14 protein-coding genes are annotated in these 14,616 nt (G+C 69.2%); 3 read left to right on the top strand and 11 right to left on the bottom strand.

From position 1 onward, the window contains the following. Positions 1-81 precede the first annotated feature (81 nt). The 6 genes from FFI97_RS31530 to FFI97_RS31505 are packed head-to-tail and all read right to left on the bottom strand — an operon-like array spanning position 82 to position 7,028. Positions 82-480 (bottom strand): RidA family protein, encoded by a 399-nt coding sequence (locus FFI97_RS31530; protein WP_056576966.1) that lies wholly within the window; start codon positions 478-480, stop codon positions 82-84. Next, complete coding sequence (locus FFI97_RS31525) at positions 477-2,105, bottom strand: AMP-binding protein (RefSeq protein WP_139700618.1); 1,629 nt, start codon at positions 2,103-2,105, stop codon at positions 477-479. The genes FFI97_RS31530 and FFI97_RS31525 overlap by 4 nt, the downstream gene beginning before the upstream one ends. Before the next feature lie 4 nt (positions 2,106-2,109). Further along, positions 2,110-3,303 (bottom strand): acyl-CoA dehydrogenase family protein, encoded by a 1,194-nt coding sequence (locus FFI97_RS31520; RefSeq protein WP_139700616.1) that lies wholly within the window; start codon positions 3,301-3,303, stop codon positions 2,110-2,112. An 8-nt stretch (positions 3,304-3,311) separates the two neighbouring features. Next, positions 3,312-4,166, bottom strand: coding sequence for an enoyl-CoA hydratase family protein (locus tag FFI97_RS31515; RefSeq protein WP_139700614.1), 855 nt, complete (start codon positions 4,164-4,166; stop codon positions 3,312-3,314). Next, the gene (locus FFI97_RS31510; protein WP_101491458.1) at positions 4,163-4,642 is read right to left on the bottom strand and encodes a MarR family winged helix-turn-helix transcriptional regulator; all 480 of its coding nucleotides are present in this window, start codon (positions 4,640-4,642) and stop codon (positions 4,163-4,165) included. The genes FFI97_RS31515 and FFI97_RS31510 overlap by 4 nt, the downstream gene beginning before the upstream one ends. Before the next feature lies 1 nt (position 4,643). Beyond that, complete coding sequence (locus FFI97_RS31505; RefSeq protein ID WP_139700612.1) at positions 4,644-7,028, bottom strand: bifunctional salicylyl-CoA 5-hydroxylase/oxidoreductase; 2,385 nt, start codon at positions 7,026-7,028, stop codon at positions 4,644-4,646. A 119-nt stretch (positions 7,029-7,147) separates the two neighbouring features. Here FFI97_RS31505 and FFI97_RS31500 point away from each other — a divergent pair, with 119 nt between their 5' ends. Then, complete coding sequence (locus tag FFI97_RS31500) at positions 7,148-8,419, top strand: class I SAM-dependent methyltransferase (RefSeq protein ID WP_139700610.1); 1,272 nt, start codon at positions 7,148-7,150, stop codon at positions 8,417-8,419. Between the two features lie 17 nt (positions 8,420-8,436). Then, complete coding sequence (locus FFI97_RS31495) at positions 8,437-8,766, top strand: DUF1840 domain-containing protein (RefSeq protein ID WP_139700608.1); 330 nt, start codon at positions 8,437-8,439, stop codon at positions 8,764-8,766. Positions 8,767-8,891: 125 nt separating this feature from the next. Here FFI97_RS31495 and FFI97_RS31490 read toward each other — a convergent pair whose 3' ends face one another. Both FFI97_RS31490 and FFI97_RS31485 read right to left on the bottom strand, forming a co-directional pair. Further along, on the bottom strand, positions 8,892-9,926 hold the full coding sequence (locus FFI97_RS31490) for a Bug family tripartite tricarboxylate transporter substrate binding protein (RefSeq protein WP_139700606.1): 1,035 nt from the start codon (positions 9,924-9,926) through the stop codon (positions 8,892-8,894). A 71-nt stretch (positions 9,927-9,997) separates the two neighbouring features. Next, complete coding sequence (locus FFI97_RS31485) at positions 9,998-10,927, bottom strand: LysR family transcriptional regulator (protein ID WP_139700604.1); 930 nt, start codon at positions 10,925-10,927, stop codon at positions 9,998-10,000. A gap of 123 nt (positions 10,928-11,050) precedes the next feature. On the opposite strand from FFI97_RS31485, the gene FFI97_RS31480 reads away from it, so the two are divergent. Beyond that, the gene (locus FFI97_RS31480) at positions 11,051-11,824 is read left to right on the top strand and encodes an SDR family oxidoreductase (protein ID WP_139700602.1); all 774 of its coding nucleotides are present in this window, start codon (positions 11,051-11,053) and stop codon (positions 11,822-11,824) included. On the opposite strand, the gene FFI97_RS31475 is transcribed toward FFI97_RS31480, so the two are convergent. From FFI97_RS31475 to FFI97_RS31465, 3 genes are read right to left on the bottom strand one after another with little or no spacing between them, the layout of a single operon-like run. Continuing rightward, positions 11,812-12,261, bottom strand: coding sequence for a MarR family winged helix-turn-helix transcriptional regulator (locus FFI97_RS31475; RefSeq protein ID WP_062474846.1), 450 nt, complete (start codon positions 12,259-12,261; stop codon positions 11,812-11,814). The genes FFI97_RS31480 and FFI97_RS31475 overlap by 13 nt on opposite strands. Positions 12,262-12,282: 21 nt before the next feature. Continuing rightward, complete coding sequence (locus tag FFI97_RS31470) at positions 12,283-13,245, bottom strand: alpha-ketoacid dehydrogenase subunit beta (protein ID WP_139700601.1); 963 nt, start codon at positions 13,243-13,245, stop codon at positions 12,283-12,285. After that, positions 13,236-14,258, bottom strand: coding sequence for a thiamine pyrophosphate-dependent dehydrogenase E1 component subunit alpha (locus tag FFI97_RS31465; RefSeq protein WP_139700600.1), 1,023 nt, complete (start codon positions 14,256-14,258; stop codon positions 13,236-13,238). The genes FFI97_RS31470 and FFI97_RS31465 overlap by 10 nt, the downstream gene beginning before the upstream one ends. Between the last annotated feature and the right edge of the window lie 358 nt (positions 14,259-14,616).

Raw genomic sequence — 14,616 nt, 5'->3', positions numbered from 1 at the left:
GCCCCGCGAAGAGGCCGGTCTTGAGAACGTGCGCCGCAGCGGCGCCTGACGACTGCGCTGACGCGCAGCCCAAGCGCAGGATCAGTCCGGGATGACCGCCGTCACCTCGATCTCCACCTTCGCACGGTGCTCCACCAGCGCCGCCACCTGCACGCAGGTCATGGCCGGGAAATTGCGGCCCAGCGCATCGCGGTAGACCGGGCCGAGCTCGGACAGGCGTCGGCTGTACTCGTCGCGGTCCGTCACGTACCAGGTCATGCGCACCATGTGCTCGGGGCCGGCACCGGCTTCGCGCAGCACCTCGGCGATGTTGCGCAGCGCCTGGCCGCACTGGTCGATGAAGTCGTCGGATTCGAACTGCTGCTGGGCATTCCAGCCGATCTGGCCGCCGACGAACACCTGGGTGCCGCGCGCCGCGATGCCGTTTGCATAGCCCTTCGGGGGCAGCCAGCCCGGAGGCTGAATGAGTTTGTTCGTCATGATGGTGTGTTGCTGTTGAGTTGTCTCAATTTGAAGCGCTGGAGTTTGCCGGTTTCGGTGCGCGGCAGCGCCGTCACGAACTCGATCTCCCGCGGGTACTTGAAGGGGGCGATGGTGGCTTTCACGTGGTCCTGGAGGGCCTTCACCATCGCTGCGTCGCCGGTGTTGCCGGGCTTGAGCACGCAGAAGGCCTTCACGATCATGCCCCGGTCGGTGTCGGGCTTGCCGATCACGCCGCACTCGGCGACGGCCGGGTGCTTGAGCAGCGCGTCTTCCACCTCCGGGCCGCCGACGTTGTAGCCGGCCGTGATGATCATGTCGTCCGCACGCGCCTGATAGAAGAAGTAGCCGTCGTCATCCTGCACGAAGGAGTCGCCGGGGTAGTTCCAGCCGTTCTTCACATAGTCGCCCTGGCGCGGATCGTCGAGGTAGCGGCAGCCGACCGGGCCTTGCAGCGCCAGCTTACCGACCGTGCCGCGCGGCACCTCGTTGCCCTGGTCGTCCACCACCTTCGCGGTGAACCCCGGCACCGCCTTGCCGACGGCGCCGCGGCGCACTTCGTCGCCGGCGGCCGAGATGTAGATGTGGAACACCTCGGTGCCGCCGATGCCGTCGAGCATCTCGATGCCGGTGGTCTCCTTCCAGAGCTGGCGCGTGGCGTCGGGAAGCGCCTCGCCTGCGCTCACGCAGATGCGCAGGCTCGGCGCCCCGTGCTGCCGGACGAAGGGCGCCATCTGGCGATAGAAGGTGGGCGCGGTGTAGCAGATGGTCGCGCCGACCTCGTTGATGAGCTTCACGAGCGCTTCGGGCGAGAAGGCGCCGTCGGGAAAGTACACCGACGCACCGGCCCACATCGGGAAGATCAGCAAGCCGCCGAGCCCGAAGGTGAAGGCCAGCGGCGGCGTGCCGACCACGATGTCGTCGCTGCGCGCGCGCAGCACGTGGCGCGGCCAGGTCTGGCACATGGCGACCACGTCGCGGTGCGTGGTGACGGGCGCCTTGGGCTTGCCCGTGGTGCCCGAGGTGAAGGCCAGCAGCGCGATGTCGTCGGCCGCCGTGGAGCAGGCCTGGAACACGCCGCTCTTGCTCGCTGCGCGGGCCGACAGCGAATCGGGCGCGTCGGGCTGGTTGAAGGCAATCACCGTCGCGAGCACGGGGTGCGCCTGCTGCGCAGCCACCAGCTCCTCGAGCAGGCGGCCCTCGCACAGCGCGGCCACGGGCTGCGATTTCTCGATGATCTCGCCGAGCTCCTTAGCGCGCAGCAGCGGCATCGTCGCCACCGCGATCAGCCCGGCCTTGACCACGGCGAGCCATGACAGCGCCATCCACACCGAGTTGCCGCCGCGCAGCAGCACGCGGTTGCCGGGCACGAGCCCGAGATCCTCGACCAGCACCTGGGCGATGCGGTTCACCTCGACGCCCGCCTGGGCGTAGGTGAGCACGCCGGCGGGCGAGCGCAGCATCGGCCGGTCGCCGAAGCCCTTGGCGACCGCCTTGTCCAGCATCTCCTCGACCAGGTTCAGCTGGTCGGGAAACTGCAGTTCGGGCAGGTCGTAGCGAAAGACCGGCAACTGCGCGGCAGGCGGCAGGCGGTCATGAACGAAGCGATCGACTTGGGCAGACACGGTTTCACCCCCGCAAAACGGATTTGCCGATGATCAGTTGCTGGACTTCCGTCGCGCCTTCGTAAATGCGCAGCGAGCGGATGTCCCGGTACAGGCTTTCGATCTTGGTGCCGACCTTCACGCCGAGTCCCCCATGCATCTGCAGCGCCATGTCGATCACGCGGCTCGCGTTCTCGGTGGCGCACATCTTGGCCATGGCGGCAGCCGCCGACACGTCGCCGACCGCCGGCGCGCCGCGGCGCTCGGCGTCGTCACGCATCCAGGCGGCGCGGTAGGTGAGCAGTGCGGCGCTGTCGATCAGCGCGGCCATCTCGCCGAGCTTGGCCTGCGTGAGCTGGAAGTCGGCCAGCGTCTGGCCGAACATGCGGCGGCCCTTGGCATGCGCGATGGCTTCGGCGAGCGCGCGGCGTCCCATGCCGAGCGCGGCCGCGGCCACCGACGCGCGGAAGATGTCGAGCGTGCGCATCGCGAGCTTGAAGCCGCCGTTCAGCGTGCCCAGCTGCGCCGTGCGCGGCACGACGCAGTTGTCGAAGCGCAGGGTGGCCAGCGGGTGCGGCGCCATCACGTCGATGTGGGCCGAGGTGTCGAGCCCCGGCGTCGTCGCGTCGACGATGAACACCGTGATGCCGCGCGTGCCGGCCGTGGGGTCGGTCTTGGCGAACACGCAGTAGAAGTCGGCGATGCCGCCGTTGCTGATCCAGGTCTTCTCGCCGTTCAGGCGCCAGCCGTCGGCGGTGGGCTCGGCGCGCATCGCCATCGCTGCCACATCAGAGCCGGCCTCGGGTTCGCTGAGTGCGAAGGCCGCGATCTTCTTGCCCTGGCCCACGGCCGTCAGGTACTGCGACTGCTGCTCGGGTGTGCCGTCCAGCGTGATCGCGCCGCTGCCCAGGCCCTGCATCGCGAACGCGAAGTCGGCCAGTGGCGAGTGGTAGCCGAGCGTTTCGCGCAGCAGCACGAGCGCGCGCGAATCGAGGCGCTCGAGCGCGCCGCCGGCACTGCCGGGCACCGCGTAACGCAGCCAGCCGGCGTCGCCGAGACGGCGCACCCATTCGCGGCAGGCTGCGCGGTCGTCGCGCTCATCGATCTCCTGTGCGGCGCACCAGGGCAGCAGGTCGTTGGCGAGCGCGCGGTGCGCGTCGTCGAAGAACGGCAGCGCGAGGTGCGCGGTCGAAGGTGGGGCGGGGATCTTGGTCATCATGATGCGCGTCAGTCTCCGCCGAACACCGGCTTGCGCTTGGCCGCGAAGGCCTCGTAGGCGCGCTTGAAGTCTTCGGTCTGCATGCAGATCGCCTGCGCCTGCGCTTCGGCCTCAATGGCCTGGTCGATGGTCATCGACCATTCCTGCGACAGCATCGTCTTGGTCATGCCGTGCGCGAAGCTCGGGCCTTCGGCCAGGTCGCGCGCGACCTTGGTGGCGGCGTCGAGCAGCGAGGCGCTGTCGTGCAGTGCGTTGAAGAAGCCCCAGGCCTGGCCTTCGTCGGCGGTCATGGCGCGACCAGTGAACAGCAGCTCCGAGGCGCGGCCCTGGCCGATCACGCGCGGCAGCAGTGCGCAGGCGCCCATGTCGGCGCCGGCCAGGCCCACGCGGGTGAAGAGGAAGGCGGTGCGCGTGGCGGGCGTGCCGTAGCGCAGGTCGCAGGCCAGCGCGATCATCGCGCCGGCGCCGGCGCACACGCCGTCGATGGCACCGACGATGGGCTGCGGGCAGTTGCGGATCGCCTTCACGAGGTCGCCCGTCATGCGCGTGAACTCGAGCAGCTCGGGCATGCGCATGCCGGTCAGCGGGCCGATGATTTCATGCACGTCGCCGCCCGAGCAGAAGTTGCCGCCAGCGCCGGTGACGACGATCACCTTCACGTCGGTCGCGTAGGTCAGCGCGCGGAACAGGTCGCGCAGCTCGGCGTACGAGTCGAAGGTCAGCGGGTTCTTGCGCTCGGGGCGGTTCAGCGTGATGGTGCCGACGCCGGCCTCGAAACGCCAGGCAAAGTGCTCGGCCTTGTAGTCGGCCTTGGGTTCGAATTGCGCGCGCATGGGATTGCTTGCGCCGATGTAGTGCTTCATGCGGTCTCCGCCAATTGGCTGCTGTGGGAATGTTGCTTGACCTTGCCGAGCAGCTTGTGAAGCTGCGCGATCTCCTTGGGGTTGAGGCTCGAGAAAGCCTCGACGATCCAGTCTTCGTGCTGCTGCGCCATCTCGTTGAAGAGCTTGCGTCCGCGCGGCGTGAGGCGCACGCGCCAGGCGCGGCGGTCGCCCTCGACGTTGATGCGCTCCACCAGCCCTTCGGTCACGAGCTGGTCGGTGATGCCGGTGACGTTGCCGCCCGTGACCATCATGCGGCGCGAGAGCTCGTTCATCTTCAGGCCGTCGGGCGAGCGCTCGAGCTGCGACATGAGATCGAAGCGCGGCAGCGTGGTGGCGAACTGCGCACGCAGTCCGTTGCGCACCTGCTTTTCCACCAGCTGCGTGCAGGTGAGCATGCGCAGCCAGAGGCGCAGCGCCTCGGGGTGCTCGCTGTGGGCGCGTGCTTCGAGGTCCATGTCAGTGTGTCTCTTCGGCGTCGGCCGCGCGGCCTGCGGCAGCGGTGGCTGCGGCGATCTGCTGCTGCTTGGCGATCTCGCGGTACATCTGGTCGCGGCCGCTCAGGTACTGCTTGGGCCAGTCGACGTCGCGGCTTTGCAGCTTGGCGGCCTCGTGCAGCGTCCAGGCCGGGTCGGCCAGGTGCGGGCGCGCCACGGCGCACAGGTCGGCGCGGCCGGCCGCGATGATGCTGTTGGCCTGGTCGGCGTCGGTGATGGCGCCCACCGCGATGGTCGAGATGCCGACCTCGTTGCGGATGCGGTCGGCGAACGGCGTCTGGTACATGCGGCCGTACACGGGCTTGGCGGCGCGCGTGGTCTGGCCCGAGGACACGTCGATGAAGTCGGCACCGGCCTCCTTGAAGAGGCGCGCGACCACCACGGCATCGGCATCGGTGTTGCCGCCAGGCGCCCAGTCGTGGGCCGAGATGCGCACGCTCATCGGCTTGTCGGCCGGCCACACGGCGCGCATCGCGCGGAACACTTCGAGCGGGTAGCGGCAGCGTGCTTCGATGTCGCCGCCGTACTCGTCGGTGCGCAGGTTGGTGAGCGGGCTGATGAAGGCCGACAGCAGGTAGCCGTGCGCGCAGTGCAGCTCGAGCCAGTCGAAGCCGCACTCGACCGCGCGGCGCGTGGAATCGACGAACTGGTCGCGCAGCGTGTCCATCTCGGCGCGCGTGATCGCGGCCGGCAGCTGGTTCTGTTCACCGTAGGGCAGGGCGCTCGCGCCGAGCACGGGCCAGTTGCCGCTTTCGAGCGGCTCGTCGGTGCCTTCCCAGCCCACGCGCGTCGAGCCCTTGGGGCCGCTGTGGCCGAGCTGGATCGCGATCTTCGCGCTCGACTGTGTGTGCACGAAGTCGACGATGCGCTTGAACGCGGCCTGCTGCGTGTCGTTGTACAGGCCCGTGCAGGCCGGCGTGATGCGGCCCTCGGGCGTCGGGCTCGTCATCTCGACGCACACCATCGCGGCGCCGCCGAGCGCGCGTGCGCCCAGGTGCACCAGCAGGAAGTCTTGCGGCACGCCGTCGACCGCGCTGTAGGTCGCCATCGGCGAGACCACGATGCGGTTCTTGAGTTCGAGGCCGCGCACCTTCAGCGGCATCAGCATCGGCGCCACGGCCTTGCCGCCCGCCAGCCACTGCTCGTAGCCGCCGAGCCATTGCGTGTCGCGCACGCGCAGGTTCTCGTGGCTGATGCGCTGCGAGCGCGTGAGCAGCGAGTAGGCGAACTGCTCGATCTCCATGCCCGTGTAGCGCGGCACGTTCTCGAACCATTCGGTGGAGTTGCGCGCGGCGTTCTGGATCTTCAGCACTTCGACGCTGCGGCGTGCTTCATAGCCCTCGAGCACGTGGTCGACGGTGCCGCCCTGCGCGAATTCGTTGGCCAGGTCGATCGCGTCCTCGAGCGCGAGCTTGGTGCCCGAGCCGATCGAGAAGTGCGCCGTGTGCGCGGCGTCGCCCATGAGCACGACGGGCACCGAGCGGCCCTCGACGTCGATGCGGTGCGTCCAGCGCTCGCACACCACGCGCGGAAAGCGGATCCAGTTGGCCGAGCCGCGCAGGTGCGTGGCGTTGCTGATGAGCGAATGGCCGCCCAGGTACTTGGCGAACAGCTTCTCGCAGAAGGCGATGGCCTCGGGCTGCTCCATCTGGTCGAGGCCGTGGGCCTTCCACACGGCTTCGGGCGTCTCGACGATGAAGGTCGAGGTCTTGTCGTCGAACTGGTAGGCATGCGCCTGGAACCAGCCGTGCTCGGTCTGTTCGAAGGCGAAGGTGAAGGCGTCGAAGGTCTGGTGCGTGCCCAGCCAGACGAAGCGGCAGTTGCGCAGGTCGATGTCGGGCTTGAACACGTCGGCATAGCGCTGGCGGATGCGGCTGTTGAGGCCGTCGCTGGCAATGACCAGGTCGGCCTTGTACTGCGCGGCAATGGCCTGGTCGTCGGTGGCGTCGGTCTCGAACACCAGCTCCACGCCGAGCTCGAGGCAGCGTTCCTGCAGGATGTTCAACAGGCGCTTGCGGCCGATGCCGCAGAAGCCGTGGCCGCCGGAGCGCACCTGGCGGCCCTTGAAGAAGACCTGGATGTCGTCCCAGTGGTGGAACTCGTTGCCGATGAGCGCGGCCGTGGGGCCGTCGGCTTCGCGCAGGTTGCCCAGCGTCTGGTCGCTGAGCACCACGCCCCAGCCGAAGGTGTCGAAGGGGCGGTTGCGTTCGACCACCGTGATCTGCAGTGCCGGGTTGCGGGCCTTCATCAGCAGGGCGAAATACAGGCCGGCTGGACCCCCACCGATGCACAGGATGCGCTGGAGGTCCGAGGCGGGCGCGAGGCGGGGGGAGGTCAAGCTGTTCATGGTTGAATAGTTTAGGCATAAACAATCTGTTGTCAACGAGGGCTTCTCTGCAGAGGCTCCCGGCCCGCGCGGCTGCGCGATGTCATGCAAATCCTTGGAAAAATCAATACCATGGACGCATGCAACACTTGATACCCAAGATCGAGTCGCAGCTGGCCTCGCTGCCCGTGCCCATCGCACTGGAGTTGCCCGACGGGCGCCGGGTCGCCCAGGCGGGTTCGCGCGTGACGCTGGCTTTCAAGGAGTGGTCGGTGCTGGCCAAGCTGGCCGGCCGGCAGGTCGGGGCCATCGGCGAGGCCTACGTCGAGGGCAAGGTGCAGATCGAGGGCGCCATGCGCGACCTGATCGACGCCACCGTCGGCCTGTTGCCTGGCAACCCGGCCGAGACCGACACCAGCTGGTGGAGCCGCCTGCAGCACCGCGCCAAGTCGCGCGGCTCGCACTCGCTGCGCAAGGACGCCGCGCAGATCGAGTTCCACTACGACGTCTCCGACGATTTCTACGCGCTGTGGCTGGACCCGCGCCGCGTCTATTCATGCGCCTACTTCCGCACGCCCGAGCTCACGCTGGCGCAGGCGCAGGAAGCCAAGCTCGACCACATCTGCCGCAAGCTCATGCTGCAGCCCGGCGAGCGTTACCTCGACGTCGGCTCGGGCTGGGGCGCGCTGCTGCTGTGGGCGGCCGAGCACTACGGCGTGGACGCCACCGGCATCACGCTGTCGAAGAACCAGCATGCGCATGTGCAGCGGCTCATCGAGGAAAAAGGCCTGCAGGGCCGCGTGCGCGTGGAGCTGCGCGACTACCGCGAGCTGCCCGACGCGCAGCCCTTCGACAAGATCTCGTCGGTGGGCATGTTCGAGCACGTGGGCGCGGCCAACATGCCGACCTACTTCCGCAAGATCCACACGCTGCTCAAGCCGGGCGGGCTGGTGCTCAACCACGGCATCACCTCGGGCGAGCTGAACTACCGCCAGCTCGGCGCCGGCATGGGCGACTTCATCGAAAAATACATCTTCCCCGGCGGCGAGCTGCTGCACGTGACGCACGTGCTGCGCGAGACCGCGGCGGCCGGGCTGGAGATGGTCGACACCGAAAGCCTGCGCCCGCACTACGCGCGCACGCTGTGGGCCTGGTCGGACGCGCTCGAGGCGCAGCTCGATGCCGCGCGCGAGGTGCTGGGCCGCAGTGGCGGGCGCCAGGGCGAGAACGCCGAGCGCATCCTTCGCGCCTACCGCCTGTACCTCGCGGGCTCGGCGATGAGCTTCGAGCAGGGCTGGATCTCGCTGCACCAGATGCTGTCGACAAAGCCTGACGGCAATGTAGGGCGCACAGACGTCTTGCGCGGTGCGCAATCGGTGTACCCTTTTGCCCGTGATTACATCTACAAATAAGTGAGGACACCACCACCATGCTCTACCGCTTCAAATCCCGGGCCGCCCCAGACTTCGTGATGCTCGAGGTGCATGCGCGCCAGCTGCTCGACATCGTCGGCAAGCCGGCCGCGCCGCAGGGCATCATCACGGTCGAGCAGATCCCCGGCGCCATCGCTGCCCTCGAAGCCGCACTGGCGCTCGAAAGCAGCAAGCCTGCGCCGCACAACCACGACGAACACGTCGTCGAAGGCCACGACGCCGACGCCGAGAAGCAGCATGTCGGCCTGCACCAGCGCGCCGCACCGCTGCTGCACATGCTCAAGGACTCAAAGGCCGAGAGCAAGGATGTGACCTGGGGGACCTGAGCCCCGACCTCAGCAAGTCACCCTGTCTTTTCGAGTAACACCGCGGAACCGGCTTTGCCGGGCCGCAGGTGTTGCCCCCTGCAAGGGGGTTGGCGTAGCGACACGAAGTGCGCGAAGACTGGGGGTTAGTCCACCTTTGCGCCGGAGTCTTTCACGACCTTCGCCCACTTCACATGCTCACTCGCAATGAGCTTCGTGAAGTCCGCCGGCGAATTGCCGCTCGGGATCGCGCCCTGGGCCAGCATCTTTTCCTTGATCGCCGGCGTGCCCAGCGACTTGGCCACTTCCTGCTGGATGCGGTTCACGATCTCCGGCGAGGTGCCGGCCGGCGCCAGCAACCCGAACCATGAGCTCGCCTCGTAGCCCTTGAGCGCGGGGCCGCCGGCTTCTGCCACCGTCGGCACATCGGGCAGCGCGGGCGAGCGCTGCGAACTGGTCACGGCCAGCGCCGTGAGCTTGCCGCCCTTGATCTGCGCCATCGACGAGGGCAGGTTGTCGAACATCACATCGGCATTGCCGCCCACCATGTCCAGCAGCGCCGGGCCCGAGCCCTTGTACGGAATGTGGGCCATGAAAGTGCCCGTCATGCTCTTGAAGAGTTCGCCTGCCAGGTGGATCGAGGTGCCGCTGCCGCTCGATGCCATGTTCAGCTTGCCGGGATTCGCCTTCGCGTACTTGATGAAATCCTGCACGTTGCGGATGTTCAGCGACTTGGCTTTCTCGGCGTTCATCTCCATCACGTTCGGCACCGCGGCCACCAGGGTGATCGGCACGAAGTCCTTGATCGGGTCGAAGGGCAGCTTGGGGTACAGCGCGCGGTTGATGCCGTGCGTGCCCACCGTGCCCATCAGCAGCGTGTAGCCGTCGTTGGGCGAGCGCGCGACGATCTCGGCACCCACGTTGCCGCCGGCGCCCGCGCGGTTGTCCACGATGAACTGCTGGCCGAAGGCCTTCGAGAGTTCGGGCGCTACCGCGCGCGCCAGGATGTCGGTGGTGCCGCCGGCCGCGAAGGGCACGACGATGCGCACCGGCTTGGTCGGCCAGGTGGCCTGCGCGTGCGCGGCGCCGCCCAGCAGCGCGAGGGTGGCTGCCGCCGTGGCGACGAGCGCGAAGCGGCGGGTGGAGGAAGTGACGGAAGAAGAGCGGGAGATGGAAGTCATGCGCGCCTTTGTACAGGGGGGCGCCAAAGGCGTCGCGAGTAAAAACCCCGGCCTTCGATGGACATCGCCGCTCAGCCCACCTGCATCCGCTGCGCGAACTGCGCTTCGCGAAAGCGCGCCAGCACGAAGTCGACGAACACCCGCGTCTTGGGCGGCAGCAGCTTCTTGCTCGGGTAGTAGATCCACACGGCGCCCGAATCCTGGTACCACCCGGGCAGCAGCCGCACCAGCGCGCCGCTGCGCAGGCCGCGTTCCACGAAAGGCATCGGCAGCATCGCCACGCCGAGCCCCAGCAGCGCCGCCTGCGCGATCGCCTCGGGGTCGTTGAAGATCGCGCGCGGTCGCGCCGGCAGGTCGACCATGGTTTCCTCGCCGCTCGCATGCCGCAGCGTCCACGGTCGCAGCCGGCCCGTGGGCGAGGAGCGGCGCAGCAGCACGTCGAAGCGCGCCAGCTCGGACGGGTGCGCGGGCAGCGCGCGCCCCGCCAGGTAGGCCGGCGCCGCCACCGCGACCACGTGGATGCGTGCCAGCTCGCGCGCCACCACGCCGGGCGACAGCGCGATGCCGCCGCCGATGGCCGCGTCGAAGCCCTCGCCGACCAGGTCGACCTGCTGGTTGTCGAAATGCCAGTCGGGCACGATGCCCGGGTAGCGCGCCAGGAAGTCGCCCATGAACGGCAGCACATGCTCGCGCCCGAAGGCCTGGCCCATGCTCACCTTCAGCGTGCCCGAGGGCTGGCCGTCGTCCTGCGCGAGGCCGGCCACCGCGTCCTGCAGCGTGGCCAGCGCGCCGCCCACTTGCGCCAGGAAACGCTCGCCGGCCTCGGTCAGCGTGAGCCGGCGCGTGCTGCGCTGGAACAGCCGCACGCCCAGCCGTGCCTCGAGCCGCGCCACGTTCTTGCTCACCGCCGCGGGCGTGAGCCCCAGGCGCCGCGCGGCCGCCGAGAAGCTGCCGCCCTCAGCGCTCTGCACGAAGGATTCGAGGTGATTGAGCGGTTCCATGCCGCCATTCTGGCGTTCATCTTCAACTTTGGGTTGAATCTGATCGGGCTGATTGATGGCTACCGCAAAGGGAATGGAATTCCGACACTGAAGGCCTTCCTCCTCCACCCGATCGGAAAAATCATGGCTTCCACCTCTGTGTCCTCCTCCTCTTCCCCCGTCCTGGCCGGCAAGGTCGCCTTCGTCACCGGCGGCTCGCGCGGCATCGGCGCCGCCATCGTGCGCCGGCTGGCGCGCGACGGCGCGGCCGTGGCCTTCACCTACGTCAGCGCCCAAGCCGAGGCCGACAAGCTCGCCGGCGAGATCCAGGCCGCCGGCGGCCGCGCGCTGGCCATCCGTGCCGACGCCGGCGACGCCGCCGCGCTCACGGCCGCCATTGCCCAGGGCGCGCGCGCCTTCGAGCGGCTCGACATCCTGGTGAACAACGCCGGCGTGTACCTCGGCGGCGAACTCGACACCTTCTCGCTCGAAGACTTCGACCGCACCATCGACGTCAACGTGCGCGCCACCTTCGTGGCCGTCCAGGCCGCCGCGCGCCACATGGGCGACGGCACGGGCCGCATCGTCAACATCGGCAGCATCAACGCCGAGCGCGTGCTGGACGCGGGCGCCAGCGTCTACGCGATGAGCAAGGCCGCCATCGTCGGCCTCACGCGCGGCCTGGCGCGCGACCTCGGCCCGCGCGGCATCACCGTGAACAACGTGCAGCCAGGCCCGATCGACACCGCCATGAACCCCGCCACCGGCCCGCGCGCCGCCTCGATGCACGACGTGATGGTGCTGCCGCGCCACGGCCGCGCCGAAGAAATCGCAGGCATGGTCGCCTACCTCGTGGGCCCGGACGGCGGCTTCGTCACTGGCGCCAACCTGAGCGTGGACGGCGGCTACACGGTCTGACCGGCAGTGCCTGAGTCGGGCGCGCGCTCCACCGCGCGGATCAGCGTGTCGAGCGTGTCGCTCAGGCGGGCCAGCTCGCCCGCATCGACGCCCGCGAACAGCTCGGCCTCGCGCTGCCGTCCCAGCGCGCCGACGGTGGCGTGCAGCGCCTTGCCGGCGGCCGTGAGGTACAGGCGGCTGCAGCGCTGGTCGGTCGGGTCGCTGCGGCGCTGCACGCGCTGGTGGCGCTTCAGGCCCGCCAGCGCGCGGCTCACGGCCATCTTGTCCAGGCCGGTGAGGTCGGCGACCTGCGTGGCGCTGAGCCCCGGCTGCGCGGCCAGCACGGCCATCGCGCGCCACTCGTTCAGCGTGAGCTGGTGCTCGCGCCCCACGCGCTCATGGAACGGCCGCGCCGTGAGGTTGACAACCCGCACCAGCTTGAAGAAGAGCGGGTCCATGGCCGTTCGGGTTCGCGCGTGTCAGCCGGCCAGCTTCTTCGCCGCCGCCACGATCGCGTCTACACCGACGCGCGACTGCGCCTCCAGCACCGGCGCGTAGCCGACCGGGATGCGCGGCGCGCCCAGCCGCGCGACGCGGCAGCCCGTGGCCTCGGCCGCGCTCGCGGCGATCTCGGCGCCGAAACCCGCGGCCTGCACCGCCTCGTGCACCACCAGCAGCCGCCCCGTGCGCGCGCACGACGACAGCACCGTCTCGCGGTCCCACGGCCACAGCGTGCGCAGGTCGATCAGGTCGACCGCGATGCCCTCGGCCGCCAGCGCGTCGCAGGCCGCGGCGCAAGGCTGCATCTGCTTGCTCCAGCTCACCAGCGTGAGCGCGTTGCCCTCGCGCACGCGCGCCGCCTGGCCCAGCCGCACGGCCAGCGTGTCGTCCACCTCGCCACGCAGGCCCCACAGCGTCTTGTGCTCGATGTAGACCACCGGGTCGCCGCACTGCAGCGCCGCGCGAAGCAGGCCGTGGTTGTCCTGCGGCGTCGAGGGGCTCACCACCACCACGCCCGGCAGGTGCGCGAACCAGGCCTCGAGCGACTGCGAATGCTGCGCCGCGGACGCGTCCCAGATGCCGCCCGGCATGCGCGCCACCAGTGGCAGGCGGCCCTGGCCGCCGAACATGAAGCGGTTCTTCGCGGCCTGGTTCACCAGCTCGTCCATGCCGCACAGCGCGAAGTCGACCACGCGCATCTCGACCACGGGGCGCAGCCCGGCGAGCGCCATGCCCACGCCGGCGCCCATGATCGCGGCCTCGCTGATCGGCGTGTCGATCACGCGTTCGGCGCCGTACTGCTGCTGCAGCCCCTTGTACTGGCCGAAGATGCCGCCGCGGCCCACGTCCTCGCCGAGCACGACCACGCGCGGGTCGGCGTCCATCTCCTGCTGCAGCGCGCGCACGGCGGCTTCGGAATAACTCAGCGTCGTCACAGCCATTGGCCTGCTCCCGTGGTCTGCACGTCGGTGAAGGCGGCGCTCGCCTCGGGCCAGGGCGCCGCGTCGGCCACGGCCAGGGCCGTGTCCACCTCGTCGCGCGCGGCGTTCTCGATGGCGTCCAGCGTCGCGGCGGCCACGCCGGTGTCCAGCAGGTGGCCGCGGGCGCGCGCGATCGGGTCGGTTTCCAGCGCGGCGGCCAGTTCGGCCGGGTCGCGGTAGGCCGCGAGGTCGACCGACACATGGCCCTTCACGCGGTAGGTGAGCGCGTGCAGCAGGCGCGGTCCCGTGCCGCTGCGCACCTCGGCCACCAGCCGTGCGGCAGCGGCATGCACCGCGAACACGTCGTTGCCGTCGACCTGCGTGGCCGCGATGTCCATCGACGCGGCGCGCGCCGAGGCGCCGTCGCCGGCCGTCATCGGGCCGCTCGCGGTGGTCGCGCTCCAGCGGTTGTCCTCGCAGACGAAGAGCACGGGCAGGTCGTACACGCGGGCCCAGTTCAGCGCTTCGAGGAACGGGCCGCGGTTGATCGCGCCGTCGCCGAAGAAGCAGACCGTGATGTCGTCGCTGCGCTTCAAGAGCTTTTGCGCATGCGCCGCGCCCACCGCGATCGGCAAGCCCGCCGCGACCACGCCGTTGGCGCCCAGCATGCCCACCGAGAAATCCGCGATGTGCATCGAGCCGCCCTTGCCGCCGTTGAAGCCCGTGGCCTTGCCGAACAGCTCGCACATCATCCGCGTGAGGTCCGCGCCCTTGGCCAGCGTGTGGCCGTGGCCGCGGTGCGTGGAGGTGAGGTAGTCGCTCGCGCGCAGGTGGGCGCACACGCCCGCCGGCACCGCTTCCTGCCCGGTCGACAGGTGCAGCGGCCCGCGCACCTTGGCGGCGCCGCCCGCCTGCTGGCCGTAGGCGCTGACCCCGCCCTGGCTGGCGGTTTCGGCGGCGTTCTCGAAGGCACGGATGCGCACCATGACGCGGTACAGCGCCTCGCCGGCGCCTGGGGGGTTGCTCAGGTCCATCTTGTCTCCAACGCCCTGGGGATCGGCGCTTTGAGAAAAATCGTATCAACCGAGACGGATTCGACCTATCGGGCTAACCCTTCGACCCCCGCCCGGCCTCTTTTTCGGGCGCGGGCTTCCTGCTCTCTTCTCTATTTATTCTTCTTATTTAAGTTAGTAGTAGTAGATAAGGGTAAACCCGCCCTGTGGACAGGGCGCTTTTTCCCTTGCCTGACAACAACTTGTCACACCCCGGACACTGTGCGCTCCTGTGCTTTCGCGGTGCTATCAAAACAGGAACAACTTGGGCGAGGTCGCTCTCGCTGTGGATAACAGGGGGCTTGTCCGGAAACTGTCCCCAGAGTTTTCCTGTGAGGAG

This window comes from Variovorax sp. KBS0712 (genome assembly GCF_006323185.2).
In the GTDB taxonomy this organism is placed as follows: domain Bacteria; phylum Pseudomonadota; class Gammaproteobacteria; order Burkholderiales; family Burkholderiaceae_C; genus Variovorax; species Variovorax boronicumulans.
Note: the sequence above shows the minus strand (reverse complement) of the source record. Positions and strands in the feature narration are given on the sequence as shown.